Genomic DNA, 15,365 nt, shown 5'->3' on the forward strand with positions numbered 1-15,365 from the left:
GCGATGTGGACGACCTCGACACCCGGCCGTCGGTCCGCCCTCCTGGGCGCGTCGGCGGCCGTCGTCGTCTGCGTGGGGGCCGGCCTGGCCTCGTGCGGGGGCGGTGGCGAGGGTGGTGAGGGGTTCGTCGCGACGGGGCCCGGGGGCGGGCCGTCCGGTACTCCGGGGCCGACCGGGGCGGTGAGGCTGGTGCCGCTGCCGTCCGGGGGATCGGGTGACGCTGCCGAGCGGCGGGCGGTTCAGGGGCCCGGCTCGTCCACGACCACGGAGGCGGGGGCGCCGGAAGCGGGTACGGAGGCCGCGAGCACCGTAGGGGGGCGACCGTCGGGCGGTTCCGGCCCCGGTCCCGTGGCGTCCGGGGCTCCTGGGGCCCCGGCCCCCTCCGCGAGCGCGCCGACGAGCCCGGCATCCCCGGCACCCGCCCCACCGGCGCGGCTCGTCACGAGCGAGCCGGTGCGCGAGCCCGCGGACCGGCGCTGGTGCGAGAAGGTGACGCTCGCCTTCCACAACGCGGGTGGTCGGCCGGTGCGTTCGGGCACCGTCATCTTCGGCAGCCATGTCATCGGGGCGCTCGGCGTCGACTGGTCCACGGTGGAGTCGACGCACGATCTCCCGGCGCCCCTCGCGGCCGGCGCGCGGACCGAGCGGACCTGGACGGTGTGCGTGGACGCCTGGAGGGTGCCGCTCGGCATGCACGTCGAGACGCGGGACGTCTCCGTCCGGTGGGAGTAGGGCCGTACTGCCGCCACTGCTCGCGGAGTTACTTCAGCGCCAGCCAGGCGACCGCGGCGACGATCACGACGGCGGCGATCACGCCGACGATCAGACCGATGCGCGGGCCGGAGGAAGCCTGGGGGCTTGCGGCGGCCTGCGGCCCCTCGTCGACGAAGGCGCGGAACATCTGGGTGCTGCCTGCGGGGTCGTGGTGGCCCTGGGGGCCCTGGGTGTTAGCCATGGCCCGAGACCCTAGCGAATGTGCCGGTGCGGCCCAAGTGGGGGACGCCGCTCCGCACACAGGTCCACACACCCCACGCCACCTGCACATTTACGGCCGCAATACTTGCCTTTGCCAAGTTTTTGCGGCCACACCCCCGGATTTATTTGCCTGTAGCAACCAAGCACTGTCTATAGTTGCCCTGAGCAACAAATACGGGAGGTGTGATGGCCGAAACGGCACAGTACGAGGAGCTGGTCCGCCAGTTCAGTGCCTTCGGCGCCGTGAAGCGGGAGATGGGACGCACTCTGCCGTCCGACTGCCCCTCCGGCTCCGCCGCCGTACTGACGTTGCTGGTCCGCCACGGGGAGATGCGCATGAGCAAGCTCGCGGAGCTGCTCGCCGTGGACATGTCGGTCACCAGCCGGCATGTCGCCCATGTGGCCGAGCGCGGCTGGATCGAGCGCTCCCCCGACCCGGCGGACAAGCGAAGCCGCATCGTGCGACTCACCCCCAGCGGCGAGGAACGGGTGCGGGAGATGTCCCACCGGACCACACGGCTGCTCGAGGAGCGGCTCGGCGACTGGTCCGACGACGACATCGCCGCGCTCATCCGGCTCATGGCCCGGCTGAGGGCCAGCTTCGACGACTGCCGTACACCCGCGATCACCCAGTAGGAGAAGGAAGTTCATGGCAACGACCACACCAGCCGGTGTGCGGGCCCACGCCAAGCATTCGGGAGCCCCGACCGGCGCTCCGATGTCCCACCGGCAGATCATGGAGGCCCTGACCGGGCTGCTGCTCGGGATGTTCGTCGCGATCCTGTCGTCGACGATCGTCTCCAACGCGCTGCCCGACATCATCCAGGACCTCGGCGGCGGTCAGAGCGCCTACACCTGGGTGGTGACCGCGTCGCTGCTGGCGATGACCGCGTCCACTCCGCTGTGGGGCAAGCTCGCCGACCTGTTCTCCAAGAAGCTGCTGATACAGCTGTCCCTGGTCGTCTTCGTGGCGGGCTCGGCGCTGGCCGGTCTGTCGCAGAACCCGGCCATGCTGATCACGTTCCGCGCGGTCCAGGGCATCGGCATGGGCGGTCTGTCCTCGCTGGCCCAGATCATCCTCGCGGCGATGATCTCGCCGCGTGAGCGCGGCCGGTACAACGGCTACCTCGGCGCCACCTTCGCCACCGCCATGGTCGGCGGCCCGCTGATCGGCGGTGTCATCACCGACACCGACTGGCTCGGCTGGCGCTGGTGCTTCTACGTCGGCGTGCCCTTCGCCGTCGTCGCCCTGATCGTGCTGCAGCGCACCCTGCACCTGCCCGTGGTGAAGCGGAAGGTCAAGGTCGACTGGGGCGGCGCGTTCTTCATCACCGCCGCGGTCTGCCTGCTGCTGATCTGGGTGACCTTCGCCGGCGACAAGTACGACTGGATGTCCTGGCAGACCGGTGCGATGACCGGTGGCGCGCTCGTGCTGCTGCTGCTCTTCGTGTTCGTCGAGTCCAGGGCGAGCGAGCCGATCGTCCCGCTGCGGCTGTTCCGCAACCGCACCATCACCCTCGCGTCGCTGGCCTCGCTGTTCGTCGGTGTCGCGATGTTCGCGGGCACGATCTTCTTCAGCCAGTACTTCCAGCTGGCCCGGGGCGAGTCGCCGACCATGTCCGGTGTCCTGACGATCCCGATGATCCTCGGCCTGTTCGTCTCCTCGACGGTCTCCGGCCAGGTCATCACCCGCACCGGCCGCTGGAAGGCCTGGCTGCTGGGCGGCGGTGTGCTGGTCACGGCGGGCCTGGGCCTGCTCGGCACCATCCGCTACGACACGGCGTACTGGCACGTCGCGATCTACATGGCGCTGCTGGGTCTCGGCGTCGGCATGATGATGCAGAACCTGGTCCTCGCCACGCAGAACCAGGTCGACCCGAGCGACCTGGGTGTCGCGAGCTCCGTCGTGAACTTCTTCCGGTCCCTCGGCGGTGCCATGGGCGTCTCGGCGCTCGGCGCGGTTCTCAGCCACCGGATCACCCACTACGTCCAGGACGGTCTGGCCGGGCTCGGGGTGCGGGGCTCGTCCTCCGGTCACGGTGAGATCCCCGACCTGGACTCCCTGCCCGCGCCGGTCCGCACGGTCGTCGAGGGCGCGTACGGCCACGGTGTCGCCGACGTCTTCCTGTACTCGGCGCCGATCGCCCTGCTCGCCCTGGTGTTCGCCGTGTTCATCAAGGAGGTCCCCCTGAAGACGAAGGGTGCCCTGGCCCAGGCCGAAGAGGACGCGGGTGCCGTACCGGCCGAGACGACGGCCGCGACGCCTGCCGCTGCGGAGACCGCTCCGGAGGCGCGGGCCGAGACCGCCCCGGGCACGGCCCAGGCCCTCGCGGCCGTGGCCACCGTGGCCGACGCCGAGGCGGCCGGGGGCGCGGCCTCCGGCGGGGTCCCGGTCCGCGGCTTCGTCCGGGGCGCCGAGAGCGCGCCGGTTCCGCAGGCCGCCGTCACGCTGATCTCCCTGGCGGGACGGCAGCTGGGCCGGTCGGTCGCGCAGGCCGACGGCGCCTACGCGGTGGACGCGCCGGGCGCGGGCTCGTACGTCCTGATCGCCTCCGCCGACGGCTTCCAGCCGCAGGCCTCCACGATCGTCGTCGACGGCGACGAGCCGGTGGCGTACGACATCCTGCTCAGCGGCACCAGCGGCCTGAACGGCGTGGTGCGCGCCGCGCAGGGCGGGGAGCCGGTCACCGGCGCCATGGTGATCGTCACCGATGTGCGCGGCGACCTGCTGGCCTCCGCCGCCACCGGTGAGCAGGGCGAGTTCGGCTTCGCCGAGCTGGTGCCCGGGGCCGTGACCGTCGCGGTCAACGCCGACGGCTTCCGGCCGCGCGCCCTGCCCGTCGAGGTCGCCGGCACCGGGGTCACCCGGATCGAGGTCGAGCTGGAGGCCGGTGCCCAGGTCCAGGGTGTCGTCCGGGCGCCGCACGGCCCGCTGGCCGACGCCCGGGTGACGCTGGTCGACGCGGCCGGGAACGTCGTCGGCACGGCGACGACCGGGGCGGACGGGGCGTACGCCTTCACCGACCTGGACGGCGGCGAGTACACGGTCATCGCGACCGGCTACCCGCCGGTGGCGACGGCGCTGACGGTCACCGGCCGCGGCACCGACGACCACGACATCGAACTCGCCCACCCCGGCGAGTGACCCGACCCGGCCCGTGGTGGCGGCGCGCTCCGAGCCAAGGCGCGCCGCCGCCACGGGCCGGTTCTCTCAAAGACCCCTGAGGAGTACGTGAGATGGGACTGACCGCGAGGGTCCGCACGCGGGACGGATGGGCCGTGCCGCACGCGGTCGTCACGGTGACGGACATGACCGGGGCGCAGGTGCTGCGGCTGGAGGCCGACCCGGAGGGCGCGGTCCACGACGCGAACCCGCTGCCCGCCGGGGCCTACACCGTCATCGTCACCGCCGTCGGCTACGCGCCGGCCGCCGCGAGCGCGCTGGTGACCGCCGGCGGGCGGGCCGAGGTCGGCACGGTCACGCTGGCCCGCCAGGGCGGCACCGAACTGCCGCCGCCCGGCCCGTGGACCGTCGACCCGGCGCACTCCACGGTCGCCGCGGTCGCCCAGCACCTGGGGATCTCCAGTGTGCGCGGCCGGTTCACGCGGTTCTCCGCCGCCGTCGAGATCGCGCCGGACGACATCACCAAGTCCAGGGTGGAGGCGGTGATCCAGGCCGCCTCGATCGACACCGGCAACGAGATGCGCGACGGGCATCTGCGCTCGCCGGACTTCCTGGACGTGGAGCGGCACCCGGAGATCGTCTACCGCTCGACGGGCGTCACGCAGGCCACCGGCACCGACCGCTGGATGGTGCGCGGCGAGCTGGAGATGCGCGGGGTGGTGCGTCCGGTGGACCTGCACCTCGCCTACCTCGGGACCGGCGCCGACCCGTGGGGCGGCACCCGCGCCGCGTTCCGGGCGACGACCGAGCTGCGCCGGGACGACTTCGCCATGAACTACAACCAGGTCGTGCAGGCCGGCATCGCCGCGATCGGTACGACGCTGAAGGTGGAGCTCGACATCCAGGCCGTGCAGGGCGAGACACTCCCGGAAGCCTGAGCACAGCAGGGTCAGGCTGAACGGGTCGCGGCGCCCTAGGCTCGTCCCATGGCACCGAACATCGCGACCAACACCCGGGTCTCCCTCGAAGAGTTGCTCGATTTCGTACGGCCCCGGCACCGGGCCCTGCTGCTGACCCGCCGGTCCGACGGCGGCCCGCAGGCCAGCCCGTTGACCTGCGGGGTGGACGACTCGGGGCGGATCGTGGTCTCCACGTACCCGGAGCGGGCCAAGACCCGTAACGCCAAGCGGGATCCGCGGGTGAGCGTGGTCGTCCTCAGCGACGAGTGGAACGGGCCCTGGGTGCAGATCGACGGGACCGCCGAGGTCGTCGACGCGCCGGACTCGGTGGAGCCGCTCGTCGAGTACTACCGGAACATCGCCGGGGAGCACCCGGACTGGGACGAGTACCGGGCGGCGATGGTGAAACAGGGCAAGTCCATCATCCGGGTGACGCCGGAGCGCTGGGGTCCGGTGGCCACGGGCGGATTCCCGGCGCGGCTGGTCGAGGGCGACTGAGGTCGTTGGACTACGAGGTGGGGCCTGCCCGGTCGACCATCGCCTCGATGCCGGCCACCAGCAGGTCCAGGGCGAACTCGAAGTCCCGCTCCCACATCTCCTCGACCGTGTCGCCGCCCCGGGCCTCCATGAGTTCGGCGGAGTCCTGGACGATGTCGGCGGCCTCGGCGGACGCGGTCACCGAGCTCATCGCATGCCGGAAGTAGTCGTCGGGGCTCATCCCGAAGGCCGCGCTGCGGGCGATGAAGTGCCCCTCGATCGTGCCGAAGCCGTACACGAACTGGAAGACGGCGGAGATCGCCGCCACCAGGCCGTGCGCGGGCAGGCCGGTCCGGCGCACGATGCGCTGCACCTGCCGGGAGAAGCGGAGGCTGTTGGGGCCGATGTTGACGTAGGTGCCGATCAGCGGTGAGAGCCAGGGGTGGCGGACCAGGAGGCCCCGGTAGGCGCGGGCGAGCGCGCGCAGCTCGTCCCGCCAGTCCGTGTCTTCGTCGGCCTCGGAGTCGGCGTCGGGCAGGTCGAGTTCGCCGAAGGCCGCGTCCAGGGCGAGTTCGAGCAGGTCGTCCTTGGTGTCCACGTACCAGTACACGGACATCGCGGTCACGTTCAGCTCGGCGGCGAGCCGGCGCATCGAGAACTTGGCCAGCCCCTCGGCGTCCAGCAGCCGTACGGTCGCCTCGGTGATGCGTTCCCGGTCGAGGCCGGAGGGCTGACCCCCGCCGGCACGGCCACCACGGCGGGGCTTCTCCTCCAGCCAGACACTGGTCCGCAGGGACTGCCGGGCTGCCCTCGCCATCGCGCACCTTCCTCGACTCCGTCACCGGCTGTTCAGGATGCCAGGCGGCCCCCGGGGTCCGGGGAGCCGCCCGAGCCGGCACTCAGGTCTTGTCTGCCCTCTCCGCCCGCCGCAGCAACGCCCCGGCGACCAGTCCGCCGAGCAGCACGGCCGACGCCCCGACCAGAAGACTCGTCTGCAGGCCGGAGGAGAACGCGTCCAGGACCCGCCCGCGCTCGGCCGCGCCGTCCGCCCGGGCCAGCGCCAGCGGCAGGGAGGCGGCCGCCATCGGGATCAGCGCGGCGAACCGCGCGTTGAGCAGGGCGCCCAGCACGGCCACCCCGAGTCCGGTACCGAACTCGGCGACGGTGCCGTTGATACCGCCTCCGACGCCGGCCTTCTCCGGCGGGATCGCGCTCATGATGGCGTGGGACATGGCGGGGCTCGCCACGGCGGCGCCGGTGCCGATGAGCACCAGCCCGAGCAGGGTGCCGGTGTAGCCGCCGGGAGCGACCGTGGCCACGGAGGCCAGGCCCGCCGCCATCACCAGCATGCCGAGCCCGATGGCGCGCGGCGTCCCCAGCCGGGCCGCCCACTTCGCGGCGACGCCGGTGAAGTTCAGCGCGACGATCATCAGGGCGAGCGGTGCCGTCCGCAGTCCGGCCTCCAGGGGCTCGTAGCCGAGGACGAACTGCATGTGCTGGGTGAGCAGGAAGAGCGAGCCGCCCATGCCGAAGGTGATGAGGACACCACCGGAGACCGCACCGGTGAACCGCCGGTCGCGGAAGAAGTGCATGTCGATCATGGGATACGGGACGCGGCGCTCCCACTGCGCGAAGGCGGCCAGCACCACGACGGCCACGACCGCGGTCAGCAGCACCCGGCCCGACGTCCAGCCGTGCTCAGGACCGGAGATGATCGCGAACACCAGCGCGGCCATGCCGATCGTGGAGAGCAGGGCCCCTGGTATGTCGGGGCGGTCGCCATGGGGGTCCCCCCTGCTCGAGCGAAGCCGAGAGCTCGGGGGAGGGTTCTTCGACTCCGGGACGAGTGTCACGACGGCGACCAGGGCGAGCGCCGCGACCGGCAGGTTGACCAGGAAGATCGCGCCCCACCAGAAGTGGTCCAGCAGGAAGCCGCCGAGGAGCGGCCCGGCGGCGAAGCCCAGCGAGTTCACCGCCGCCCAGATGCCGATGGCCTTCGGCTGCTCCTCGGGCGTGAAGATCTGGATCGCCACGGCCAGCACGGTCGTCATCAGCAGCGCGCCGCCGACGCCCATGCCGGCCCGCGCGGCGATCAACTGGCCGGTGGACCCGGCCAGTCCGGCCACCAGCGAACCGGTGCCGAACAGGACCAGGCCCACCGCCAGCATCTTCTTGCGGCCGTACCGGTCGGCGGCGCTGCCCGCCGTGAGCAGCAGGCCCGACTGGACCAGCGAATAGGCGTTGATCAGCCACTGGATGTCGGAGGTGGAGGCGTCCAGTTCCCGGGTGAGGGAGGGGATCGCCACGTTCAGGACGGTGTTGTCCAGCACCACGGTGAGCACGGCGAGACAGAGGACGCCGAGGATCAGCCAGCGCTGGGGGTGGCCGCCGGGGGCGGGCGGCTGCTGCGGCGGCTGGGCCGCGGCCTGTTCCGGTGAGGACGTCATCATGTTCTACACCGTAGAGGGGTTCCTGTACGGCGTACAACGCGATTACGGCCACCCTCAGCCTTCGGCATCCGGCTTCGTGAGGTCGTAGAACGTCGTGCCGTCGACCGTCACCGATGCGAAGGTCTCCTGGACCCATGTGCTGATCTGGGAGGACGTGCCGGCGCCGGCGCCGCCCATGCCGCCACCGCCCGCTATGAAGTAGTGGATCTCGCCGTTCGCCACGTACTCCTCGAACTCGGCGAGCGTCGGGGACGGGTCGGTGCCGTTGAAGCCGCCGATCGCCATGACCGGGCCGCCCGTGGAGAGCTGGTAGCCCGCCGCGTTCTGCGCGCCGACCGCTGCGGCGACCCACGTGTACGCCTGTGCGTCGTCCTCCAGGAGTTCCTCGGCCTCGTCGCTCACGCCGGCGCCGTCGAGCAGGCCGCCCATGCCGCCGGCCCCGCCACGGCCGTCGGGCGTCTCGCCCTGGGGGTTGCCGTCGCCAAGCGTCCCGCCGGGGAGGTTCTGGCCGGGCCGGCCCTGGCCTTGCTGACCTTGCCGGCCCTGACCTGGTCGCCCGGGAAAGCCGTTGCCGTCGGGCATGTTCCCGCCCGGCATGCCTCCGCCGGGGCCACCACCGCCGCCCGGACCGCCGCCCCGGCCGCCCGTGACCGCGGGGCCCGCCGTGACGATCGAACCGGTGTGGGCCTCGCCCAGCGTGGTGAGGGTGTACGCCGCCGGGCCGGCCAGCGCGGTCACGAGTCCCAGTCCGGCCACGCCGAGGGCGATCCGGCGTCCCAGCCGGGCCGCGAACAGCAGGCCCAGCGCCGCCGTCAGACCGCCGACCAGGACCAGCCACTTCAGCCAGGGCTGATAGCCGGAGGAGCGGTTCAGCAGGACGTACCCCCAGGCGGCGGTCGCTGTCATCGCGGCCGTCAGGGTGAGCGAGGCCCAGACCCGCTCGCGTCGCTCCCAGAGCAGCGCGGCGCCCATGCCGACCAGCGGGGCGATGCAGGGGGCGAGAGCAACCGTGTAGTACTCGTGGAAGATGCCCTGCATATAGCTGAACACCAGCATCGTCGTGAGCAGGGCGCCGCCCCAGACCAGGAACGCACCGCGGGTCACCGAGGTGCGCGCCGCCTTGCGCGTGGCCACCAGGCCCGCGACGAGCAGGATCAGCGCGGCCGGGATCAGCCAGGAGACCTGGCCGCCGATGACCGGGCCGAACATCCGGTCCCAGCCGGTCTCGCCCCAGCCGCCGCCTCCGCCCCCGCCCGGGGCGCCGCCGCCGACGCTGCCGGTCTCGTCGCCGTTCAGCCGGCCGAGGCCGTTGTAGCCGAAGGTCAGTTCCAGGAAGGAGTCGCTCTGCGAGCCGCCGATGTACGGGCGGGAGGAGGCGGGCCACAGCTCGACGACCGCCACCCACCAGCCGCCCGCCACGACGATCGCGGCGAGCCCCGCGGCCAGTTGAGCGACGCGCCTGCGCACCGGGACCGGTGCGCAGACGGCGTACACGAGCGCGAGCGGCGGCAGGATCAGGAACGCCTGCAGCGTCTTGGCCAGGAACGCGAAGCCGATCGCGGCACCGGCCCACACGATCCAGCGCGTACGGCCGTCCTCCAGGGCCCGGACGACGAGATGACAGGCCACCGCCATCAGCAGGGCGAGCATCGCGTCCGGGTTGTTGAAGCGGAACATCAGCGCGGCGACGGGCGTGAGCGCGAGCACCGCGCCCGCGATCAGGCCGGCCGCGGGGCTGAAGCGGCGGCGTACCGCCGCGTACACCACGGCCACCGTGCCGACGCCCATGAGGACTTCGGGCAGCAGGATCGCCCAGCTGTGCAGTCCGAACAGGCGCACGGACAGCGCCATCGGCCACAGCGCGGCCGGGGGCTTGTCGACGGTGATGGCGTTCGCCGCGTCGAGCGAACCGAAGAAGAACGCCTTCCAGGACTCGCTGCCCGCCTGGACGGCCGCCGAGTAGAAGGAGTTGGCGTAGCCGGAGGCGCTGAGGTTCGCCAGGTAGAGAAGGAGGGTGGCGAGCAGGAGGGCGAGGAACGCCGGGCGGGCCCACCGCGGGTCCTCGGGCCGCCCGCGCCACAACCGCCGTACGAACGTCTGGTCGTGGACGGTCATCGGGGGTCCCTCGCTTCGGTCGCGGTACGGGGCGGGTGGGAGGTGCCGGACGGGACGGGCGCGCGCCGGTCCGGGAAGACCCAGGCCCGCAGGAGGAGGAAGCGCAGGACGGTCGCGGCGAGGTTGGCGGCGACCAGCACCGCGAGTTCGGTGGAGTGCGCGGGTTCACCGCCGGCCGCGTCGAGGGCGGCGAGCGAGCCGCTGGTGAGGGCGAGGCCGATGCCGAAGACGACCAGCCCCTGCGCCTGGTGGCGTACGGCGCCGGTACGGCCGCGCACCCCGAAGGTGAGGCGCCGGTTGGCTGCGGTGTTGGCGACCGCGGAGACCAGGAGGGCGAGCGCGTTGGCCGTCTGCGGCCCGGCGAACGTACGGAAGGCGCTGTAGAGGAGCAGGTAGAAGACGGTGGAGAGGATTCCGACCGCGCAGAAGCCGAGGAGCTGGCGGAGCAGGTGCTGGGGCACGCCCCGGACCTCGCGGTCGCGCGGGTCGTCGCCGAAGGGGCGGGCGAGCCGGTCCAGCGGCAGGGATCCCGTCGCCAGGGCCCGGCCCACCCGCCATACGCCCTTGAGGTCCTCGGTCGCGGTCCGCACCAGGTGGACGCTGGAGTCGGGGTCGTCGACCCAGTCGACCGGCACCTCGTGGATCCGCAGGCCCGCCCGCTCGGCGAGCACCAGCATCTCCGTGTCGAAGAACCAGGAGGTGTCCTCGATCAGCGGCAGCAGCACCTCGGCCACGTCACGGCGTATCGCCTTGAACCCGCACTGGGCGTCGGAGAAGCGCGCCTGGAGCGAGCCGCGCAGGATGAGGTTGTAGCCGCGGCTGACGACCTCGCGCTTGGCGCCGCGCACCACGCGTGAGCCCCGGCCGAGCCGGGTGCCGATCGCCAGGTCGGAGTGACCGGAGATCAGCGGGGCGACCAGCGGCAGCAGGGCGTTGAGGTCCGTGGACAGGTCCACGTCCATGTACGCGAGGACCGGGGCGTCGGACGCGGACCAGACCGTCCGCAGCGCTCGGCCGCGTCCCTTCTGCTCCAGCCGTACGGCTCTCACCTCGGGGAACTCGGTCGCCAGCCGGCGCGACTCGCGCGGGGTGGCGTCGGTCGACGCGTTGTCCGCGACGGTGATGCGGAAGGGGTACGGGAAGGTGCGCGCGAGGTGGTCGCGCAGTCTCCGTACGCAGGGCCGAAGGTCCTTCTCCTCGTTGTGGACGGGGATCACCACGTCCAGGACAGGGGTACCGGCGTCCATGGCCGGGAGGTGCTCCCGGGCCGGCAGGGAGCCGGGGGAAGAGTCGGTTCGCATGGGGCCGACTGTCGTCAACTGCCCTGTTCCGGCGGTGTGGTGGGGCTGTGCCGCACCTGTGAGTGCGCGGGCGCTTGTCCCCGTTCGTCCGGGTCAGGGCCGGATGTTCTCCAGGTCCTCGAGCAGGCTCGGGTGCTTCGGCCGCCAGCCGAGGACCTCGCGGGTGCGGACGCTGGACGCGGGCTGGTCCGCGGCGAAGATCGGGCCGAACGGACCGAAGGTCTCCGCCGGCACCGACGCCACGGGCAGGCCGAGCCGCCGACCGACGACCGCGGCGATGTCCCGTACCGCGTCGCCCTCGTCGGCCACGGCGTGCCAGGCCGTGCCCGCCGGCGCCGACTCGAGCACCAGGCGGAAGAGCGCCGCCGCGTCCGCCGCGTGCACGGCGGGCCAGCGCTGGGTGCCGTCGCCCGGGTGGCCGGCCACACCGGTACGGCGGGCGGTCTCGGTCAGCATCCCGGCGAACCCGCCCTGCCCCTCGTTGTGGACCGTGCGCGGCATCCGGACCGCCATGGCGCGCAGCCCCCGCTCGGCCAGGCCGAGGAGTTCCGTGACCTTGCGGCCCCGCTCGCCCACGGGACCGTCGGTGGCCACCGGGTCGGCCTCGGTGGCGGCGCGTCCCGGGATCCATGGCGTGCCCGAGACGGTGACGAGCGGGCGGTCGCCGCCCATGAGTTCGTCCGCCAGTGTGGTGAGGGCGGCGCCCTCCTCGCGGATGGAGCGGGCGAGCGCCTCCGGGGTGCCGTAGTCGCGCCCGAAGGCCAGGTTGACCACCCCGTCGGTCTGCGCGGCGCCGGAACGCAGGACATCGAGGTCGGCGATCTCGCCGCGCAGCACCTCGGCGCCGGCGTCCCGGAGGGCCCGTTCGGAGGCGTCGGAGCGGGCCAGGGCGAGGACGGTGTGGCCGTGGGCGAGCAGTTCGGCGACGACGGCGGAGCCGATGGTGCCGGTGCCGCCGGTGACGAAGACGTGCATGAGTACTCCCGTGAGTGGTGGGACCCCGTGACCCAGGGATGGGACCCGGCGATCCCGGTGACGGGACTCTTGTCCCGTCACTCGACCGTACACCCTGATGGGACTCTTGTCCCATCACCTATCCTGGTCGCATGGCTAGATGGCAACCGGGAGCGGCCCAGCGACTCGTCGTCGCGGCGGTCGACCTGTTCACCGAGCAGGGGTACGACGCCACGACCGTGGCGCAGATCGCCGAGCGCGCCGGCGTCACCAAGAGCACCTTCTTCCGGCACTTCTCCGACAAGCGCGAACTGCTCGTGGCCGGTCAGGAGACGCTCAGCCGGCTGCTCGCGGAGGGTGTCGCCGAGGCGCCCGCCGACGCCAGCCCGCTGGAGGCGGTGGCGGCCGGGCTCGAGCGCGCGTCGAGCGCCATGGGCCCGGCCAACCGTGAGCTGGGCCCCCGGCTGAAGGCGGCCGTCGCGGCCAGCACCGAACTGCAGGAGCGCGACGCTCTCAAGAGCGTCGGCCTCGCGGCCGCGATGACGACCGCGCTCGTCGCACGCGGGGTGCCCGAGCCGACCGCGCATCTCGCGGCGGAGATGGGCGTCCTCGCCTTCAAGCAGGGGTACGCCCGCTGGTCCGAGGGCGGCGACCGGGACGACGAGGAACCGCTCGCGCCCTACGCGCTCGCGGCCTTGGAGGATCTGCGCGCGGCCACCGCGTCCCTGGGCTGAGCAAGGCCGACTTCGGTGGGCGGCGCGGGGAGCCGGACGGTGAAGACCGTGCGTCCGGGTACGCTGTCGACGGTCACGGCACCGCCGTGCGCGCTGACCACGGCCTGCACGATCGCGAGGCCCAGACCGGTGGAGCCGGTGGCGCGGGAGCGCGCGGAGTCGCCGCGCGCGAACCGTTCGAACACCCGGGGGAGCAGGTCCGCCGGGATCCCCGGCCCGTCGTCCACGACGTCCACGCACACCCACGCGTCCCGGCGCCGCACCCGGGCGGTGATCGTGGTGCCGGGCGGGGTGTGGGTGCGGGCGTTGGCCAGCAGATTGACCAGGACCTGCTGCACACGGGCCGCGTCCGCCGGGACGACGGCGGGCTCGTCGGGCAGGTCGAGCCGCCAGGTGTGGTCCGTCCCGGCCACGCGGGCGTCGCTGACGGTGTCCACGACGAGCGGCACCAGGTCGGTCCGCTCGAACTGGAGCGGCCGTCCGGCGTCCAGTCGCGCGAGCAGCAGCAGATCCTCCACGAGCAGGGTCATCCGGGCCGCCTCGGACTCGATACGGCTGAGCGCGTGCCGGGTGTCGGGGCCGATCTCCTCCCGGCCGCGCCGGGTGAGTTCGGCGTAGCCGCGGATGGAGGCGAGCGGGGTGCGCAGCTCGTGGCTGGCGTCCGCGACGAACTGCCGTACGCGTGTCTCGCTCTGCTGGCGGGAGTGCAGGGCGGCGTGGACGTGGTCCAGCATCCGGTTGAGGGCGGCGCCGACCCGGCCGACCTCGGTGTGCGGGTCGGTCTCCGGCTCGGGGACCCGTTCGCTGAGGTTGACCTCGCCGATGTGCAGGGGGAGTTCGGAGACCCGGGTGGCGGTGGCGGCGACCCGGCGCAGGGGGCGGGTGGCCACGCCGACGATGGCGGTGCCGGCGATCGCGGCGGCCACGAGGGCGGCGGCGGTGACGATGGCCTCGATGAGGACGAGGGTCCGCAGGGTGCCGGTGACCGTCGCGGTCGGCAGGGCCACGGAGTAGCCGCCGCCGTCGAGTGCGGGGACGTACAGGACCCGGTACTCGCCGAGCCCGGGGAGGGTCACGGTGTGGGTTCCCCCGTCGTGGGGGACGCCGGAGAGCACGTCCTTCACGGCGTCGCCGAGTTCGATGGCCCGGCCCTCGAAGTCCGTGGACTCGTCCGGCTGCCGCTCGGCCATCACGGCCCGGACGACCCGGGAGCCTGTGCCGGTCTCGGCGGCCACGGTCCCTGTCTGCACGGGCCCCTTGGTGACGAAGCCCTCGATCCGGTCCTCGTTCGCCGGGGCGTCCACGCTCGCCGGGGCGTCCCCGCCGCCCGGCTTGAACGGCCCGGACAGCCGTTTGCCGGCATCCTCGACCTGCCCGTTCAGCTGGTCGTCCAGATGTTCGCGCAGGGCGAGCGTGGTGACCGTGCCGATCACCGCGCACACCACGGCGATCAGCGTCACACAGGCGACGACGAGCCGGGACCGCAGCGTGCGCGGCTGACCCGCCCGCCGCGTCCGCGACCGTCGCCGCCCGGTCACGACACGGCCGGCTTGATCAGATACCCGGCGCCGCGCCGCGTGTGGATCATCGGCTCCCGTCCGGCGTCGATCTTCCGGCGCAGATAGGAGATGTACAGCTCGACGACGTTGGCCTGACCGCCGAAGTCGTACGACCACACGCGGTCGAGGATCTGCGCCTTGCTCAGCACGCGACGCGGGTTGCGCATCAGGAAGCGCAGCAGCTCGAACTCGGTCGCGGTCAGATGGATGCTGTCCCCGGCCCGCGTGACCTCGTGGCTGTCCTCGTCGAGGGTGAGGTCGCCGACGACCAGCACCGACTCCGCCCGCCGGTCGGCCGCCCCGGAGCGCCGGATGAGACCGCGCAGCCGGGCGACGACCTCCTCCAGGCTGAACGGCTTGGTGACGTAGTCGTCCCCGCCCGCGGTGAGCCCGGCGATCCGGTCCTCGACGGCGTCCTTGGCGGTCAGGAAGAGCACCGGCACATCCGGGAGCTCCCGCCGCAGCCGGCCGAGGACGGTCAGCCCGTCCATGTCCGGCAGCATCATGTCGAGGATGACGGTGTCGGGCCGGAACTCGCGCGCGGCCTGCAGAGCCCCCGCGCCGTCCGCGGCGCCGCGGACCTGCCAGCCCTCGTACCGCAGGGCCATGGACAGCAGTTCGGTGATCGACTGCTCGTCGTCCACCACCAGCACGCGGACGGGGCTCCCGTCCGGCCTCAGCAGTTCGGTACGCCCCTGGGGCGAGGTCGTGGTCATG

At 72.9% G+C, this 15,365-nt stretch carries 14 protein-coding genes; 6 read left to right on the forward strand and 8 right to left on the reverse strand.

The features are described 5' to 3' along the window. Positions 1-453: 453 nt before the first annotated feature. Positions 454-732 (forward strand): hypothetical protein, encoded by a 279-nt coding sequence (locus DC008_RS36340; RefSeq protein WP_341867291.1) that lies wholly within the window; start codon positions 454-456, stop codon positions 730-732. A 28-nt stretch (positions 733-760) separates the two neighbouring features. Here the strand turns inward: DC008_RS36340 and DC008_RS16790 are convergent, their stop codons facing one another. Further along, positions 761-955 carry a hypothetical protein gene (locus tag DC008_RS16790; protein WP_055625253.1) on the reverse strand — a complete coding sequence of 65 codons (195 nt, stop codon included), beginning with the start codon at positions 953-955 and terminating at the stop codon, positions 761-763. 206 nt (positions 956-1,161) lie between these two features. Here DC008_RS16790 and DC008_RS16795 point away from each other — a divergent pair, with 206 nt between their 5' ends. The 4 genes from DC008_RS16795 (at position 1,162) to DC008_RS16810 (ending at position 5,556) form a co-directional block, all read left to right on the forward strand. Further along, positions 1,162-1,611 carry a MarR family winged helix-turn-helix transcriptional regulator gene (locus tag DC008_RS16795; protein ID WP_055625252.1) on the forward strand — a complete coding sequence of 150 codons (450 nt, stop codon included), beginning with the start codon at positions 1,162-1,164 and terminating at the stop codon, positions 1,609-1,611. 82 nt (positions 1,612-1,693) lie between these two features. Continuing rightward, positions 1,694-4,120, forward strand: a complete 2,427-nt coding sequence (locus tag DC008_RS16800) for an MFS transporter (RefSeq protein ID WP_164492458.1) — start codon at positions 1,694-1,696, stop codon at positions 4,118-4,120. A gap of 92 nt (positions 4,121-4,212) precedes the next feature. Then, a complete protein-coding gene (locus tag DC008_RS16805) occupies positions 4,213-5,037 on the forward strand; it encodes a YceI family protein (RefSeq protein WP_108707678.1) in 825 nt (274 codons plus the stop codon). Positions 5,038-5,085: 48 nt separating this feature from the next. Further along, complete coding sequence (locus DC008_RS16810; protein WP_055625249.1) at positions 5,086-5,556, forward strand: PPOX class F420-dependent oxidoreductase; 471 nt, start codon at positions 5,086-5,088, stop codon at positions 5,554-5,556. 10 nt (positions 5,557-5,566) lie between these two features. On the opposite strand, the gene DC008_RS16815 is transcribed toward DC008_RS16810, so the two are convergent. From DC008_RS16815 to DC008_RS16835, 5 genes are all read right to left on the reverse strand, one after another. Further along, positions 5,567-6,352, reverse strand: a complete 786-nt coding sequence (locus DC008_RS16815) for a TetR/AcrR family transcriptional regulator (protein ID WP_108707679.1) — start codon at positions 6,350-6,352, stop codon at positions 5,567-5,569. Between the two features lie 82 nt (positions 6,353-6,434). Then, a complete protein-coding gene (locus tag DC008_RS16820; protein ID WP_108710731.1) occupies positions 6,435-7,982 on the reverse strand; it encodes an MFS transporter in 1,548 nt (515 codons plus the stop codon). A gap of 57 nt (positions 7,983-8,039) precedes the next feature. Further along, on the reverse strand, positions 8,040-10,100 hold the full coding sequence (locus DC008_RS16825; protein ID WP_108707680.1) for a glycosyltransferase family 39 protein: 2,061 nt from the start codon (positions 10,098-10,100) through the stop codon (positions 8,040-8,042). Next, complete coding sequence (locus tag DC008_RS16830) at positions 10,097-11,401, reverse strand: bifunctional glycosyltransferase family 2/GtrA family protein (RefSeq protein ID WP_108707681.1); 1,305 nt, start codon at positions 11,399-11,401, stop codon at positions 10,097-10,099. Before DC008_RS16830 ends, DC008_RS16825 begins: the two co-directional genes overlap by 4 nt. Before the next feature lie 93 nt (positions 11,402-11,494). Further along, entirely contained in the window at positions 11,495-12,376 is an 882-nt protein-coding gene (locus DC008_RS16835) for an SDR family oxidoreductase (protein WP_108707682.1), read from the reverse strand. Positions 12,377-12,507: 131 nt separating this feature from the next. On the opposite strand from DC008_RS16835, the gene DC008_RS16840 reads away from it, so the two are divergent. Beyond that, positions 12,508-13,089, forward strand: coding sequence for a TetR/AcrR family transcriptional regulator (locus DC008_RS16840; protein WP_108707683.1), 582 nt, complete (start codon positions 12,508-12,510; stop codon positions 13,087-13,089). Here DC008_RS16840 and DC008_RS16845 read toward each other — a convergent pair. Together DC008_RS16845 and DC008_RS16850 are read right to left on the reverse strand one after the other, a co-directional pair. Then, positions 13,035-14,627, reverse strand: a complete 1,593-nt coding sequence (locus tag DC008_RS16845) for a sensor histidine kinase (protein ID WP_108707684.1) — start codon at positions 14,625-14,627, stop codon at positions 13,035-13,037. The two genes, DC008_RS16840 and DC008_RS16845, sit on opposite strands and share 55 nt — an antisense overlap. Continuing rightward, positions 14,624-15,364: a response regulator transcription factor gene (locus tag DC008_RS16850; RefSeq protein WP_108707685.1), complete on the reverse strand. Its 741-nt coding sequence runs from the start codon at positions 15,362-15,364 to the stop codon at positions 14,624-14,626. Before DC008_RS16850 ends, DC008_RS16845 begins: the two co-directional genes overlap by 4 nt. Between the last annotated feature and the right edge of the window lies 1 nt (position 15,365).

It is taken from the genome of Streptomyces nigra (assembly GCF_003074055.1).
In the GTDB taxonomy this organism is placed as follows: domain Bacteria; phylum Actinomycetota; class Actinomycetes; order Streptomycetales; family Streptomycetaceae; genus Streptomyces; species Streptomyces nigra.